Source organism: Streptosporangium oxazolinicum, from assembly GCF_039537505.1.
Lineage (GTDB): Bacteria > Actinomycetota > Actinomycetes > Streptosporangiales > Streptosporangiaceae > Streptosporangium > Streptosporangium oxazolinicum.
The window spans coordinates 169,072-184,395 of sequence record NZ_BAABAQ010000001.1; the positions used below are offsets into that span (position 1 = coordinate 169,072).

At 66.7% G+C, this 15,324-nt stretch carries 10 protein-coding genes; all 10 read right to left on the bottom strand.

The window, feature by feature from the left end; all coding sequences use genetic code 11:
* Nucleotides 1-187 precede the first annotated feature (187 nt).
* A complete protein-coding gene (fusA, locus tag ABD817_RS00815) occupies nucleotides 188-2,236 on the bottom strand; it encodes an elongation factor G (RefSeq protein ID WP_425583259.1) in 2,049 nt (682 codons plus the stop codon).
* 87 nt (nucleotides 2,237-2,323) lie between these two features.
* A complete protein-coding gene (gene rpsG, locus ABD817_RS00820; RefSeq protein ID WP_012887827.1) occupies nucleotides 2,324-2,794 on the bottom strand; it encodes a 30S ribosomal protein S7 in 471 nt (156 codons plus the stop codon).
* Nucleotides 2,795-2,796: 2 nt separating this feature from the next.
* On the bottom strand, nucleotides 2,797-3,168 hold the full coding sequence (gene rpsL / locus ABD817_RS00825; RefSeq protein WP_012887826.1) for a 30S ribosomal protein S12: 372 nt from the start codon (nucleotides 3,166-3,168) through the stop codon (nucleotides 2,797-2,799).
* A gap of 623 nt (nucleotides 3,169-3,791) precedes the next feature.
* Nucleotides 3,792-7,679: a DNA-directed RNA polymerase subunit beta' gene (locus tag ABD817_RS00830; RefSeq protein ID WP_344913800.1), complete on the bottom strand. Its 3,888-nt coding sequence runs from the start codon at nucleotides 7,677-7,679 to the stop codon at nucleotides 3,792-3,794.
* Nucleotides 7,680-7,706: 27 nt separating this feature from the next.
* On the bottom strand, nucleotides 7,707-11,174 hold the full coding sequence (gene rpoB, locus ABD817_RS00835) for a DNA-directed RNA polymerase subunit beta (RefSeq protein ID WP_344913803.1): 3,468 nt from the start codon (nucleotides 11,172-11,174) through the stop codon (nucleotides 7,707-7,709).
* Between the two features lie 443 nt (nucleotides 11,175-11,617).
* A complete protein-coding gene (locus tag ABD817_RS00840) occupies nucleotides 11,618-12,142 on the bottom strand; it encodes a hypothetical protein (protein WP_344913805.1) in 525 nt (174 codons plus the stop codon).
* Nucleotides 12,139-12,666 carry a hypothetical protein gene (locus ABD817_RS00845; RefSeq protein ID WP_344913808.1) on the bottom strand — a complete coding sequence of 176 codons (528 nt, stop codon included), beginning with the start codon at nucleotides 12,664-12,666 and terminating at the stop codon, nucleotides 12,139-12,141. The genes ABD817_RS00840 and ABD817_RS00845 overlap by 4 nt, the downstream gene beginning before the upstream one ends.
* A gap of 413 nt (nucleotides 12,667-13,079) precedes the next feature.
* Nucleotides 13,080-13,466: a 50S ribosomal protein L7/L12 gene (rplL, locus tag ABD817_RS00850; RefSeq protein ID WP_344746616.1), complete on the bottom strand. Its 387-nt coding sequence runs from the start codon at nucleotides 13,464-13,466 to the stop codon at nucleotides 13,080-13,082.
* Nucleotides 13,467-13,550: 84 nt separating this feature from the next.
* A complete protein-coding gene (gene rplJ, locus ABD817_RS00855; protein WP_344746617.1) occupies nucleotides 13,551-14,075 on the bottom strand; it encodes a 50S ribosomal protein L10 in 525 nt (174 codons plus the stop codon).
* 399 nt (nucleotides 14,076-14,474) lie between these two features.
* Nucleotides 14,475-15,305 carry an SCO4651 family lipoprotein gene (locus ABD817_RS00860; protein WP_344913811.1) on the bottom strand — a complete coding sequence of 277 codons (831 nt, stop codon included), beginning with the start codon at nucleotides 15,303-15,305 and terminating at the stop codon, nucleotides 14,475-14,477.
* Nucleotides 15,306-15,324 lie beyond the last annotated feature (19 nt).

The window sequence follows — 15,324 nt, forward strand, 5'->3', positions numbered from 1 at the left end:
GCGGGGTGACGATCTCTCGCTCCCCGCACCCGGAACGGTGCTGGACTGCTCGCCCCGCACCCCTCCGGTGGCGGGGTGACGATCTCTCGCTCCCCGCACCCGGAACGGTGCTGGACTGCTCGCCCCGCACCCCTCCGGTGGCGGGGCGACGATCTCCTCGCCTCCCGCACTCGGAACGGTGCCGGACTTACTCGCCCCGCACCTTCGCGACGATCTCCTTGGCGATGTGCGCGGGCACTTCCGCGTAGGAGTCGAACTGCATGCTGTAGCTCGCGCGCCCCTGCGTCTTGCTACGGAGGTCTCCCACGTAGCCGAACATCTCAGAGAGCGGCACGAGCGCCTTGACGATCCGGGCGCCGGAGCGCTCGTCCATCGCCTGGATCTGCCCGCGGCGACCGTTGAGGTCACCGATGACGTCACCCATGTAGTCCTCGGGCGTGGTGACCTCGACGGCCATCATCGGCTCCAGGATTACGGCGTCCGCCTTGCGCGCGGCCTCCTTGAAGGCCATCGAGCCAGCGATCTTGAAGGCCATTTCGGACGAGTCCACCTCGTGGTAGGCACCGTCCTGCAGGGTGACCTTGACCCCGACCATGGGGTATCCAGCGAGGACACCGAACTCGGCCGCCTCCTGGGCGCCAGCGTCGACCGAGGGGATGTACTCCCTCGGGATGCGGCCACCGGAGACCTTGTTGGAGAACTCGTAACCGTCGTTGCCCTCGCCCAGCGGCTCAATGTCGATGATGACCTTGGCGAACTGGCCGGAACCACCGGTCTGCTTCTTGTGGACGTAGTCGACCTTCTCCACCTTGCGGCGGATGGTCTCCCGGTAGGCCACCTGAGGCCGGCCGATGTTGGCCTCGACCTTGAACTCGCGGCGCATCCGGTCGACGAGGATCTCCAGGTGGAGCTCGCCCATACCCCAGATGACCGTCTGCCCGGTCTCCTCGTCGCGACGGACCTGGAAGGACGGGTCCTCCTCGGCCAGACGCTGGATCGCGGTGCCCAGCTTCTCCTGGTCACCCTTGGTCTTGGGCTCGATGGCGACGCTGATGACCGGCGCCGGGAAGTTCATCGACTCCAGGACCACGGGGTGGGCCGGGTCCGACAGGGTGTCACCGGTGGTGGTGTCCTTCAGGCCCATGACGGCGACGATCTGACCGGCGACGGCCGACGGGCGCTCTTCGCGCTTGTTGGCGTGCATCTGGTAGATCTTGCCGATCCGCTCCTTGCGGCCCTTCACCGAGTTGACCACGGCGGTGCCGGTCTCGAGCGTGCCCGAGTAGATGCGGATGTAGGTGAGACGACCGAGGTGCTGGTCGCTCATGATCTTGAAGGCGAGCGCGGAGAAGGGCTCGTTCACGTCCGCGTGACGCTCGATGACCTCCTCCTCCTTGCCGACCGCGTGGCCCTTGAAGGCCGGGATGTCGATCGGGGCGGGGAGGTAGGCGACGATCGCGTCGAGCAGGGGCTGGACGCCCTTGTTCTTGAACGCGGTGCCGGTCAGGACCGGGTTGATGGCGCTGGACAGCGTGGCGCGGCGGATCGCCGCGACCAGCTGCTCCTCGGTGGGCTCGACGCCCTCCAGGAAGAGCTCCATCAGCTCGTCGTCGTTCTCGGAGACCGTCTCGACGAGCTTGTCACGCCACTCGCGAGCGATCTCGGCGTGCTCGGCCGGGATGTCGACGGTCTCGTACATCTCGCCCTTGGCCGCCTCGGCGCTCCAGAGCAGACCCTTCATCTTGACCAGGTCGATGACGCCCTTGAAGTCGGCCTCGACGCCCCAGGGAAGCTGGATGACGGCGGGGGTCGCGTTCAGGCGACTGATCATCATGTCGACGCAGCGGTGGAACTCCGCGCCGACCCGGTCCATCTTGTTGACGAAGCAGATCCTGGGCACTTCGTAGCGGTCGGCCTGACGCCAGACCGTCTCGGACTGCGGCTCGACACCGGCGACGCCGTCGAACACGGCGACGGCACCGTCGAGGACGCGGAGCGAACGCTCCACCTCGATCGTGAAGTCCACGTGGCCCGGCGTGTCGATGATGTTGATCGTGTGGCCGAGCCATTCGCAGGTCGTGGCAGCGGAGGTGATGGTGATACCACGCTCCTGCTCCTGCTCCATCCAGTCCATCGTGGCTGCGCCCTCGTGGACCTCACCGATCTTGTAGTTGATACCGGTGTAGAACAGGATGCGCTCGGTCGTCGTGGTCTTGCCCGCGTCGATGTGGGCCATGATCCCGATGTTACGGACCTTGGCCAGGTCAAGAGCGGTCGTGGTGGCCACTTCTCTCGCGTCCTCGTCGTCTCGTCGAACCCGCTGTTACCAGCGGTAGTGGGCGAAGGCCTTGTTGGACTCGGCCATCTTGTGGGTGTCCTCGCGCTTCTTGACGCTTGCGCCGAGGCCGTTGCTGGCGTCGAGCAGTTCGTTCATGAGGCGCTCGGTCATGGTCTTCTCGCGGCGGGCGCGGGAGTACTGCACCAGCCAGCGCAGGGCCAGGGTGGTGCTGCGCGCCGCGCGCACCTCGACCGGGACCTGGTAGGTCGCGCCACCGACACGGCGGCTGCGGACCTCAAGGGTGGGCTTGACGTTGTCCAGCGCGCGCTTCAGGGTGACGACCGGGTCGTTGCCGGTCTTCTCCTTGGCACCCTCAAGGGCGCCGTACACGATGGACTGGGCGATCGATCGCTTGCCGTCCAGGAGCACCTTGTTGATGAGCGCGGTGACCAGGGGCGAGTTGTGAACCGGGTCAGCCATGAGCTGACGACGGCCAGGAGAACCCTTGCGAGGCATTCCTACTTCTCCTTCTTCGCGCCGTAACGGCTACGAGCCTGCTTGCGGTTACGGACACCCTGGGTGTCGAGCGAGCCACGGATGATCTTGTAGCGAACACCCGGCAGGTCCTTCACACGACCACCACGGACGAGCACGATGGAGTGCTCCTGGAGGTTGTGGCCGACACCGGGGATGTAGGCCGTGACCTCGATGCCGTTGGTGAGCCGGACACGCGCGACCTTGCGGAGGGCGGAGTTCGGCTTCTTCGGGGTCGTGGTGTAAACGCGCATGCAGGTGCCGCGTCGCTGAGGGCTGGCCTTGAGCGCCGGGGTCTTGGTCTTGGTGACCTTGTCCTGGCGGCCCTTGCGGACCAGCTGCTGAATCGTGGGCACCGCGTCTCCGTTCGTGCTAGCCGGTAATTCGAATGTGATGCATTTTGCAGGTGCTGCCGGTGTCATGACCTGCGATTCTTTCAGCCCCTCCGACCCACGCGGTCGGGCGTGTCGCGCACGTTCCGCGCCACATCCCGGTTAAGGCCGGTCCGGTGGAGGAGGCCACGCGGCGCCTCTGTCAACTCCACAGCGGGAACCTGTCGACGCGCACGCATGAAGGCCCATGAAGACATGGGCACGAAGGAAAAGACTACCCAGCCCAACGCAACACGTCAAAACGGTTGCACTCGCCAGGCGCCGACGTTCGTGTCATGACTCCCGCGATCGGTTTCCGACCGACCGCTTCTGGGTCCGTGACGAGTTTACCCGCCGCGGAGCACTTCTCCGGCCGTTCTCCGCATTAACGTACGGCTTTCGCCGCAACATTCCGGTCAAGAAAGGTCCACATCCCCAGCTACCGGGCCTGCGGGAGGGAGAAAACGACGGCGCGGGGAGACGACCGCGGGGAGGAAAGGAAGGAAGGGAGGGCGGCGGGAAAAGGCGACGGCGCCCGGCCCCCTTCCGGGGACCGGGCGCCGTCCGTGACACTCAGCCGTTCGTGGCACTCAGCCGTTCGCGACCACTCAGCGGTTGTACTGACCGAAGTCGTACTCCTCCAGCGGCACGGCCTCACCGGAGCCCGAGCCGAAGGTGTAGTCGGCCGCGGAGCCGTCGTAGCCGCCGACGGTGTACATGGCGGCCTTCGCCTCCTCGGTCGGCTCGACCCGGATGTTGCGGTACTGGGGCATGCCCGTACCGGCCGGGATGAGCTTTCCGATGATGACGTTCTCCTTGAGGCCGAGCAGCGAGTCCGACTTGGCGTGGATCGCCGCGTCGGTGAGCACTCGGGTCGTCTCCTGGAAGGACGCCGCGGACAGCCAGGACTCGGTGGCGAGCGAGGCCTTGGTGATGCCCATCAGCACCGGGCGGCCGGAGGCCGGCGTGCCGCCCTCCGCCACGCACTCGCGGTTGATCCGCTCGAAGCGCGGCCGCTCGACGAGCTCGCCGGGCAGCATGTCGGCGTCGCCGGACTCCAGCACGTTCACGCGCTTGAGCATCTGCCGCACGATGATCTCGATGTGCTTGTCGTGGATCGACACACCCTGCGAGCGGTAGACCTGCTGGACCTCCGCCACGAGGTGCAGCTGCACGGCCCGGGGGCCGAGGATGCGCAGCACCTCGTTGGGGTTGACCGCACCGGCGATCAGCTGCTGGCCGACCGTGACCCGCTGCCCGTCCGAGACCAGCATCCGCGACCGCATCGACACCGGGTACGCGACCTCCTCGGAACCGTCGTCCGGGACGATCACGATCTTCCGCGTCTTGTCGGTCTCGTCGACGCGGACCCGGCCCTCGGCCTCGCTGATCGGGGCGACGCCCTTGGGGACGCGCGCCTCGAAGAGCTCCTGGACACGGGGCAGACCGTGGGTGATGTCGGCACCCGCCACACCACCGGTGTGGAAGGTACGCATCGTCAGCTGGGTGCCGGGCTCGCCGATCGACTGGGCGGCGATGATGCCGACCGCCTCGCCGACGTCCACGAGCTTGCCGGTCGCGAGCGAACGGCCGTAGCAGGTGGCGCAGACACCGATCTTGGCCTCGCAGACGAGGGCGCTGCGGGTCCTGACGGTCTCCACCCCGGCCTCGACCAGCGCGGTGACGTGGATGTCGTTGATGTCGACACCCACCGGCGCGATGATCTTGCCGTCCACCTCCACGTCCTCGGCGAGGATGCGGCCGTGCACGTTGCTCTCGGCGTTCTCCGCCTTGACCAGGTTGCCCTGGGCGTCGCGCTCGCCGACGTGCAGCGGGACGGCGCGGTCGGTGCCGCAGTCGATCTCGCGGACGATGACGTCCTGCGCCACGTCCACCAGACGACGGGTCAGGTAGCCGGAGTCGGCGGTCCGCAGCGCGGTGTCCGCCAGACCCTTCCGCTGGCCGTGGGTGGAGATGAAGTACTCCAGCACCGACAGGCCCTCGCGGAACGAGGCCTTGATCGGACGCGGGATCGTCTCACCCTTGGTGTTGGACACCAGACCGCGGATGCCGGAGATCTGCCGGACCTGCATCAGGTTTCCTCGGGCGCCCGACTGGACCATCATCCAGACCGGGTTGGTCTTCGGGAACGCCTGCTGCATGTCGTCGGTCACGTCACTGGTCGCGTGCGTCCAGATCTCGATGAGCTCCTGGCGGCGCTCCTCGTCCGTGATCAGACCGCGCTCGTACTCACGCTGGACCTTGTCGGCCCTGCGCTCGTACGTCTCCATGATGTCGGCCTTGTTCGGCGGCGCGATGACGTCCTCGATGGAGATCGTCACACCGGCCCTGGTCGCCCAGTAGAAACCGGCGTCCTTGAGGGCGTCGAGCGCCGCGGCGACCTCGACCTTGGGGTACTTCTCGGCGAGCTCGTTGACGATGACCGACAGCTGCTTCTTGCCGACCTGCGAGTTCACGTACGGGTAGTTCGCCGGCAGGGTCTGGTTGAACAGGCACCGGCCCAGGGTGGTCTCCAGGCGGTAGCTGTCACCGGCCTCCCAGCCCTCGGGACCGGCCCAGCCTCGGGGCGGCGGGACGTCGCCCTTCATCCGGATCTGGATCAGCGACTGGATGTCGAGCTCTCGGCGGTCGAAGGCCATGAGCGCCTCCGACACCGAGCCGAAGACCCGGCCCCTGCCGACACCGTTCTCGTCCTCGTCCTTGAGCGTGGTCAGCGAGTAGAGGCCGATGATCATGTCCTGGGTGGGCATGGTCACGGGCTTGCCGTCGGCCGGCTTGAGGATGTTGTTCGTCGACAGCATCAGGATGCGGGCCTCGGCCTGCGCCTCGGCCGACAGCGGCAGGTGCACGGCCATCTGGTCACCGTCGAAGTCCGCGTTGAACGCGGTGCAGACGAGCGGGTGGATCTGGATGGCCTTGCCCTCGACCAGCTGCGGCTCGAAGGCCTGGATGCCCAGGCGGTGCAGGGTCGGCGCGCGGTTGAGCAGCACGGGGTGCTCGGTGATGACCTCTTCGAGGACGTCCCACACGACCGGCCGGGCACGCTCGACCATCCGCTTGGCCGACTTGATGTTCTGCGCGTGGTTCAGGTCGACCAGGCGCTTCATCACGAACGGCTTGAAGAGCTCCAGCGCCATCTGCTTGGGCAGACCGCACTGGTGCAGCTTCAGCTGCGGGCCGACGACGATGACCGAACGGCCGGAGTAGTCGACTCGCTTGCCCAGCAGGTTCTGGCGGAACCGGCCCTGCTTGCCCTTCAGCATGTCGCTGAGGGACTTCAGGGGGCGGTTGCCGGGACCGGTGACCGGGCGGCCACGGCGGCCGTTGTCGAACAGCGCGTCGACGGCCTCCTGGAGCATCCGCTTCTCGTTGTTCACGATGATCTCGGGGGCGCCGAGGTCGAGGAGACGCTTGAGGCGGTTGTTGCGGTTGATCACCCGGCGGTACAGGTCGTTCAGGTCCGAGGTCGCGAACCGGCCACCGTCGAGCTGCACCATCGGGCGCAGGTCCGGCGGGATGACCGGGATGCAGTCGAGGACCATCCCGTTGGGCGAGTTGCGGGTGTTCAGGAACGCCGACACGACCTTGAGACGCTTGAGCGCGCGGGCCTTCTTCTGGCCCTTGCCGCTGCGGATCGTCTCGCGCAGGTTCTCGGCCTCAAGAGCGAGGTCGAAGTTGGTCAGACGCTCCTGGATCGCCTGGGCGCCCATGCCACCGCGGAAGTAGCGGCCGAAGCGGTCGCGCATCTCGCGGTAGAGCAGCTCGTCGCCCTCCAGGTCCTGGACCTTGAGGTTCTTGAAGCGGCTCCAGACCTCGTCCAGCCGGTCCAGCTCGCGCTGGGCCCGGTCGCGCAGCTGCCGCATCTCACGCTCGGCGCCCTCGCGGACCTTGCGGCGCTGGTCGCCCTTGGCGCCCGCGGCCTCAAGCTCGGCCAGGTCGGTCTCCAGCTTGCGCTGGCGAGCCTCGATGTCGGCGTCACGGCGCTGCTCGATGTGCTGCCGCTCGACGGAGATCTTCGCCTCCAGCGACGGCAGGTCACGCTCACGCATTTCCTTGTCGACGTGCGTGATCATGTAGGCCGCGAAGTAGATGACCTTCTCCAGGTCCTTCGGGGCCAGGTCGAGCAGGTATCCCAGGCGGGACGGGACACCCTTGAAGTACCAGATGTGCGTGACGGGCGCGGCCAGCTCGATGTGGCCCATCCGCTCACGACGCACCTTGGCGCGGGTCACCTCGACGCCACAGCGCTCACAGATGATGCCCTTGAAGCGGACGCGCTTGTACTTACCGCAGTAGCACTCCCAGTCGCGGGTCGGACCGAAGATCTTCTCGCAGAAGAGTCCGTCCTTCTCGGGCTTGAGCGTCCGGTAGTTGATGGTTTCGGGCTTCTTCACCTCGCCGTGCGACCACTGGCGGATGTCGTCGGCGGTCGCGAGGCCGATCCGAAGCTCGTCGAAGAAGTTGACGTCGAGCACTATGTAATCCCCTCCTCAGCTTCTAGATCAGACCTCTTCGACACTGCTCGGCTCGCGCCGGGACAGGTCGATGCCGAGTTCTTCCGCGGCGCGGAAGACGTCTTCGTCGGTGTCGCGCATCTCGATGGACATGCCGTCGCTGGAGAGCACCTCGACGTTCAGGCACAGCGACTGCATTTCCTTGATGAGGACCTTGAACGACTCCGGGATGCCCGGCTCGGGAATGTTCTCACCCTTGACGATCGCCTCGTAGACCTTCACGCGGCCGAGGACGTCGTCGGACTTGATGGTGAGCAGCTCCTGCAGGGCGTAGGCGGCGCCGTACGCCTCCAGGGCCCAGACCTCCATCTCACCGAAGCGCTGGCCACCGAACTGGGCCTTACCGCCGAGCGGCTGCTGGGTGATCATGGAGTACGGGCCGGTCGACCGAGCGTGGATCTTGTCGTCGACCAGGTGGAGCAGCTTCAGGATGTAGATGTAGCCGACGGAGATCGGGTGCGGGAACGGCTCCCCGGAGCGGCCGTCGAACAGCTGGGCCTTTCCGTTCGCGCCGACCATGCGCCCGCCGTCCCTGTTGACCAGGGTGTTGTCGAGCAGACCGATGATCTCTTCCTCGTTGGCACCGTCGAACACCGGCGTGGCCATGTTGGTGCGCGGGTCGACCTCGGCGAAGCCCTTGTCGCGCAGCCGCTCGGCCCACGCCTCCTGGATGCCGGAGATGTCCCACCCTCTGGCGGCGATCCACCCGAGGTGGGTCTCCAGGACCTGGCCGACGTTCATTCGGCCGGGCACGCCCAGGGGGTTGAGGATGATGTCGACGGCGGTGCCGTCCTCAAGGAACGGCATGTCCTCGACCGGGAGGATCTTGGAGATGACGCCCTTGTTGCCGTGACGGCCGGCCAGCTTGTCGCCGTCGGTGATCTTACGCTTCTGGGCCACGTAGACGCGGACCAGCTCGTTGACGCCGGGGGGGAGCTCGTCGCCCTCCTCGCGGCTGAACACGCGGACGCCGATGACCTTGCCCTGCTCACCGTGCGGCACCTTCAGGGAGGTGTCACGGACCTCGCGGGCCTTCTCACCGAAGATCGCGCGGAGCAGGCGCTCCTCGGGGGTGAGCTCGGTCTCGCCCTTGGGCGTGACCTTGCCGACGAGGATGTCGCCGGGGACGACCTCGGCGCCGATGCGGATGATGCCGCGCTCGTCGAGGTCGGCCAGGACCTCCTCGGAGACGTTCGGGATGTCCCGGGTGATCTCCTCGGGGCCCAGCTTGGTGTCGCGGGCGTCGACCTCGTGCTCCTCGATGTGGATCGAGGAGAGGACGTCGTCCTGCACCAGACGCTGGGAGAGGATGATCGCGTCCTCGTAGTTGTGACCCTCCCACGGCATGAACGCCACGAGGAGGTTCTTGCCCAGGGCCATCTCGCCGTCGTCGGTGCAGGGACCGTCGGCGACGACCTGGTTGACCTCGATCCGGTCGCCTTCCTTGACGATCGGCTTCTGGTTGAAGCAGGTGCCCTGGTTGGAGCGCTTGAACTTGGCGACCCGGTAGGTCGTACGGGTGCCGTCGTCGTTCATCACCGTGACGTAGTCGGCGGAGACCTCCTCGACCACACCGGCCTTGTCGGCGGTGATGACATCACCGGCGTCGGTCGCGGCGCGGTACTCCATGCCGGTGCCGACCAGCGGCGCCTCGCTCTTGAGCAGCGGCACCGACTGGCGCTGCATGTTGGAGCCCATGAGCGCGCGGTTGGCGTCGTCGTGCTCCAGGAACGGGATCATCGCGGTCGCCACGGACACCATCTGGCGTGCCGAGACGTCCATGTAGTCGACCTCGTTGGCGCGCAGGGACTCGAACTCCCCGCCCTTCCTGCGGACGAGCACGCGCGGCTCGACGAACGTCCCGTCGGGACCGACCGGCGTGTTCGCCTGGGCGATGACGTGCCGGTCCTCCTCGTCCGCGGTCAGGTAGTCGACCTGGTCGGTGACCCGGCCGTCGACGACCTTGCGGTAGGGGGTCTCGACGAACCCGAAGGAGTTGACCCGGCCGAAGGAGGCGAGCGAGCCGATCAGACCGATGTTCGGTCCTTCCGGCGTCTCGATCGGGCACATGCGGCCGTAGTGCGAGGGGTGGACGTCACGGACCTCGAAGCCGGCCCGCTCACGGGACAGACCACCGGGACCCAGCGCGGACAGACGACGCTTGTGCGTCAGGCCCGCCAGGGGGTTGGTCTGGTCCATGAACTGCGACAGCTGGGAGGTGCCGAAGAACTCCTTGATCGACGCCACGACCGGGCGGATGTTGATCAGGGTCTGCGGCGTGATCGCCTCGACGTCCTGGGTCGTCATCCGCTCGCGGACGACACGCTCCATGCGGGCCAGGCCCAGGCGGACCTGGTTCTGGATGAGCTCACCCACCGTGCGCAGACGGCGGTTGCCGAAGTGGTCGATGTCGTCGGTCTCGACGACGATCGCACCGTTGGCGCCGGGCATCTCGACCTCGCCGGCGTGCAGCCGGACGATGTACTCGATGGTGGCGACGATGTCGTCCTCGGTGAGCGTGCCCTGGGTGATCTCGCTGTCGACCCCGAGCTTCTTGTTGATCTTGTATCGGCCGACCTTGGCGAGGTCGTAGCGCTTGGAGTTGAAGTACAGGTTCTCCAGCAGCGTCTGCGCCGACTCCTTGGTCGGCGGCTCGCCCGGACGCAGCTTGCGGTAGATGTCGAGCAGCGCGTCGTCCTGGCCGGCCGTGTGGTCCTTCTCCAGGGTGGCGCGCATGGACTCGTACTGCCCGAAACGCTCGAGGATCTGCTCGCTGGTCCAGCCGAGCGCCTTGAGCAGGACGGTGACGGCCTGCTTGCGCTTGCGGTCGATGCGGACACCGACGCTGTCGCGCTTGTCGATCTCGAACTCAAGCCAGGCGCCCCGGGAGGGGATCACCTTGCATCCATAGAGGTCCTTGTCGGAGGTCTTGTCGACGCTGCGGTCGAAGTAGACGCCCGGGGACCGGACCAGCTGGGAGACGACGACACGCTCGGTGCCGTTGATGATGAACGTGCCCTTGCCGGTCATGAGCGGGAAGTCGCCCATGAACACGGTCTGGCTCTTGATCTCACCAGTGGTGTTATTGATGAACTCCGCCGTGACGAACATCGGGGCGGAGTAGGTCATGTCCTTGTCTTTGCACTCATCGACTGAGTACTTGGGCGGCTCGAACCGGTGATCACGGAACGACAGGGACATGGTCCCGGAGAAGTCCTCGATGGGACTGATCTCCTCAAAGATCTCTTCGAGGCCCGACTGGGCCGGAACGTCCTTGCGCCCGGCCTGGCGAGCCGCCTCGACCCGCCCCTTCCACTTCTCGTTGCCGAGCAACCAGTCGAAGGACTCGGTCTGAAGAGCGAGAAGATCAGGAACTTCTAGCGGCTCCTGGATTCGTGCGAAAGACACACGACGGGGACCGGCGGGTACGGCGAAGGCGTTGCGCGAGGCTGCCAACAGATGTCCTTCCGAGGGCTCGCGGCGGACTGACTACACGCACGCCAGACGACCATGCATCAGAGCACCAAAAGAAGCGGGTCGTCAAAGGGCAGCGCAAAGGGGCAGTGTAGCCGAACGGCATACACCTGTCCACTTCAGTCTCGCTGCAAGCTCCACGTTGGTCGCAGCATCGCCCGTCAGAGCCGAAACGTCAAGCCCGGGAGCTGACATTTCGGCCGGGGAATAGCCGAGACCCTGGGAGTTTTCCCACCGGGTGACCTGCGTACACCACAAGGCCGGAGACGATGTCCCACCTGCTGTGGCTGACGCTGAGTCACGCGGCGGATCGAACACCAGCCGAGGGATCGACTGACGATCGACGCTGCCATGGTCGATGTACCCAACCGCGAACCCAGCCTAAACCGAGGCTTTGCTAACAATTGGATATAGCGACGCGCCGATCACGGGGGCGGGGGGTCTCCGAGCAGCGTGGAGAGCTCCGAGACCAGCCAGCGGGTGTCCTTCTTGACCATGATGAACCTGGCCCGGTTCTGGCTGACGACCCGGCGGGGCTCCTTCTCCCCCTCGGGGGTCCTGACCGTGCTCATGCTCATGAAGAGCAGCACCTCGACCCGGCCGGAATCCCCGGACTCCACCGACTCGACCCCGGCCCCCGTCACCGCGGCCTGCTGCACCGTCTTCTGCTTCCTGGCCTGCGGAGCCATGCTCCTGGCCAGCTGCCGGTAGTGCAGGCTGAGCGCCCCGGTGGTGTATCCCCCCGCTCTTGCGAAATCCTGTTCGATCGTACGATAGTCGTACGACAGCATGTCGGGGGCGACCGAACGGGCCGCGGCGAGCGCCTCCCGTCCCGCCGTCTCGTCCGCGCGCAACCGGCTCAGGTCGGTGAACATGATCCAGACAGCCGCCGCGAGCGCGAGCGCGACGGCGACCATGAGCCCGATCGCCAACCGGGAGGCACGCCTCACAGCACCAGCTCCGCCTTGGACACGAGCCAGGCTCCCCCCACCTTGGTCACTTCCATGTTCCACCGGTAGAACCGCTCCCGAGGGGCGTCCTCGCTCCCGTCCCGCCGGATCACCGCGTCGCCCACCACCATCACCTGGGCCGTGCTCCCCCTCAGCGAGACCAGCCCCGAGGCCCGCAGCGCGCCCGTCTGGAGGATCTTGTCCTTGACCGTGCTCCTCTTGAGCTCCGCGGCGGTCCTCGCGTACTCGGCCCTCGCCACCCCCGTCGAGGTGCCGAGAATGCGCCCGATGTCCTCGTCGACGCTCCGGTAGCCGACGGAGAGCAGATACACGGCATGCGCCCCCGCCGCCCGCAACGCGGCCTGCCGGTCGTCAGCGGCCGTCTGGGCGTCGCGCAGGGTGGCGCCGACCCAGAAGGCGGCGGCCACCAGCACCACGATCAGCACCCCCAGCACCGGCCCCGCGATCCTGAGCGGACGGCGGGAGCGACGCGAGCGACGGGAGCGAGTGGCGTGCACTGCCATGCGTTCTCTCCCATCGCACGGTCCGCGGAACGCGGGCCGGTGAGCGCGGCCACCTCGCCACGCGGGACGGCATGCTCCCCGACCGCCGGATCATAACCCGCCGCGCGGATCCACATAACGGCCTTCGCGCACATGCCCCGGGCCATTTCGCCCGGCTCCTCACCCCGTTCCGGGAACGACGAGGCGTCCGGCCCCGTGACCGCGGTCCCCCCTCGCCACCGCCGCGCAACCCCCGACCAGCCGCTTCCGGCCCCCACGCCGGTCTCACCCGCATAGGAACCGGCGTACAAGCCGGCGTACGAGCCGACCGGGCGGTGAAAACCCAAAAGACGTCGAAAACACAAAAAGCAGTGGAAACACGAAAAGAGCGGGCCACCGGCACCAGGTGGACCCGCTCTTTCCGGTGAGACGAACTACTTGACGGTCACCGAAGCGCCGGCGCCCTCAAGGGCGGCCTTGGCCTTCTCGGCCTGCTCCTTGTTGACCTTGCCGTCGAAGACGGACTTGGGAGCGCCGTCAACGAGGTCCTTGGCCTCCTTGAGGCCCAGGCTCGTCAGGGCGCGGATCTCCTTGATGACCTGGATCTTCTTCTCGCCGGCGGCCTCGAGGATGACGTCGAACTCGTCCTGCTCCTCGACCTCTTCGACAGCGGCCGCACCGGGGGCGGCGGCGGCGACGGCGACGGGGGCAGCGGCCTTGACGTCGAAGGTCTCCTCGAAGAGCTTCACGAAGTCGGACAGCTCGAGGAGAGTCATCTCCTTGAAAGCGTCGAGCAGCTCGTCGGTGCTGAGCTTCGCCATGATGGTTCCTCCATACGGATCTGAACTACTAAAGAAAGATGGGACCGCGGTTTGCGTTAATCCCCTGTGACCGCCTGCGCGGACCTACTCGCCGGCGCCTTCGCGCTTGGCGCGCAGGGCCTCGGCCAGCTGAGCCATGTTGGTGGGCAGCGCGTTGAAGACGGCGGCCGCGTGGCCCTGCTTCGCCTTCAGGGCACCGGCCAGCTTCGCGAGGAGAACCTCACGCGACTCAAGGTCGGCAAGCTTGCTGATCTCGTCCGGCGTCATCGACCTGCCGTCGACGACACCGCCCTTGATGATCAGGAGGGGATTGGCCTTGGCGAAGTCACGCAGACTCTTGGCAGCCTCGACCACGTCGCCGTTGACGAACGCGATCGCCGACGGACCCGCGAGCAGGTCGTTGAGCTGGTTGAACCCGGCCTCGGTGGCCGCGATCTTGGTCAGCGTGTTCTTCACCACGGCGAACTTCGCATTCTCACCGAGGGAAACGCGCAGCTGCTTGAGCTGGGCGACGGTGAGACCGCGGTATTCGGTCAGAACGGCAGCATTGGAGCCGTCGAAGCTGCTCTTCAGCTCAGCGACAGCCGTTGCCTTTTCTGCCTTCGCCATGGGCCTCCTTCCAGATGTGCCGCCGGGGCAAGGGTCCGGAAAAGCGAACAAGCCCCGGCGCAGGCGCACGGGGCTCACATGAGGAGGTTAGTCCAGATGAAAACTCACATCACAACCTACGCGGGCCGTCCACTGATGTGGATCCTTAAGTCATCAGGCCATGCGGCTTGACGACGACCGGCGGTCTTCGGCGTTGACAGCATACGTGCTGCCGCCACGAATGCCAACTCGGCGCGCGCCCGGGGTAAGACGAAATGCCGGGGTTTCAAACCCCCATGGCGTCGACCCCGGAGCCGTCCCGCGTACGACACCGGTCCGGAGCCCTCCCTGACGGACGGCCCCGGAAAAGGCTCGCGCCCCCGGCCACTCGGCCGGGGGCGCGGATCTCCGGGGAAACGGTCAGTTTCCGCCGCGGTGCTCGGGCAGGTCGCCCACCTGGTCGGCGGGCGGGGCGGTGATCTCCACGGGCTCGTTGAACCCCTTGAAGAGCGCCGTCAGGTTGAACGTCGCGTCCTTCTCGGAGCCGCTGAGCGTCACCTTGCGGGGCAAACTCTGGGCGTCGGCCCAAAGGTCGAACTTCACGTTCTTGGCCTGCGAGAGCTGCTCCTGGAGCCGCTCACGCTTGGCCGGGTCGATCAGCTGGGCGGCCTCGGCGACCGGGAAGGTGCCGCTGTAGTGGGTCGTGTCGACCCCGCCGACCGTCTCGGTGCCGACCGCCTTGACGTCCTTCGACGCGGTCAGCAGCTTGACGGTGCCCGCCAGGTCGAACTGCTGGGCCTGGTCCATGAACTTCCTGATCTCGGACTGCCCCTTGGCGTCGAGCTCGCTGAGCGACACCTTGGTCCACGGCTTGTCGGTGCCGGCGAACCTGTTGATGAGCTCGGACTTCACGTAGACCGTGTCACCCGACAGGATGGCGCGCGCCCCACCGGGCACGTTCTGCCCGCCGAAGGTGATCGTGTCGAGCCTGATGTCCGTCGCCAGCTGGGGCTTGCTCTGGTAGAGCATGCTGCCCTGGACCTTGCCGCCGCCCTTCTCGCCGCCGCTGGCGTCGAGAACCACGTCCGCGGAGTAGGAGGTGACCTCCTCGGCCTTCTGGGCGCTCTGCTGCACCGCGTCCGCCGCGGCGAGTTTGACGTTTCCGAGGGAGCTGGTGCCCTGCGCACCGCATCCCGCGACCGCGACGAGCGCGGCCGCTCCCAATGCGACTACGGGAGCCAATCGGCGCATTTCGTCTTCTCCCTTTCGT

Bases quoted from the DNA above. Each gene is read 5' to 3' on its own strand.
- rplL (WP_344746616.1), bottom strand. From the start codon at position 13,466: ATGGCGAAGCTCAGCACCGACGAGCTGCTCGACGCTTTCAAGGAGATG.
- ABD817_RS00860 (WP_344913811.1), bottom strand. From the start codon at position 15,305: ATGCGCCGATTGGCTCCCGTAGTCGCATTGGGAGCGGCCGCGCTCGTC.
- rpsG (WP_012887827.1), bottom strand. From the start codon at position 2,794: ATGCCTCGCAAGGGTTCTCCTGGCCGTCGTCAGCTCATGGCTGACCCG.
- fusA (WP_425583259.1), bottom strand. From the start codon at position 2,236: ATGGCCCACATCGACGCGGGCAAGACCACGACGACCGAGCGCATCCTG.
- rplJ (WP_344746617.1), bottom strand. From the start codon at position 14,075: ATGGCGAAGGCAGAAAAGGCAACGGCTGTCGCTGAGCTGAAGAGCAGC.
- ABD817_RS00845 (WP_344913808.1), bottom strand. From the start codon at position 12,666: ATGGCAGTGCACGCCACTCGCTCCCGTCGCTCGCGTCGCTCCCGCCGT.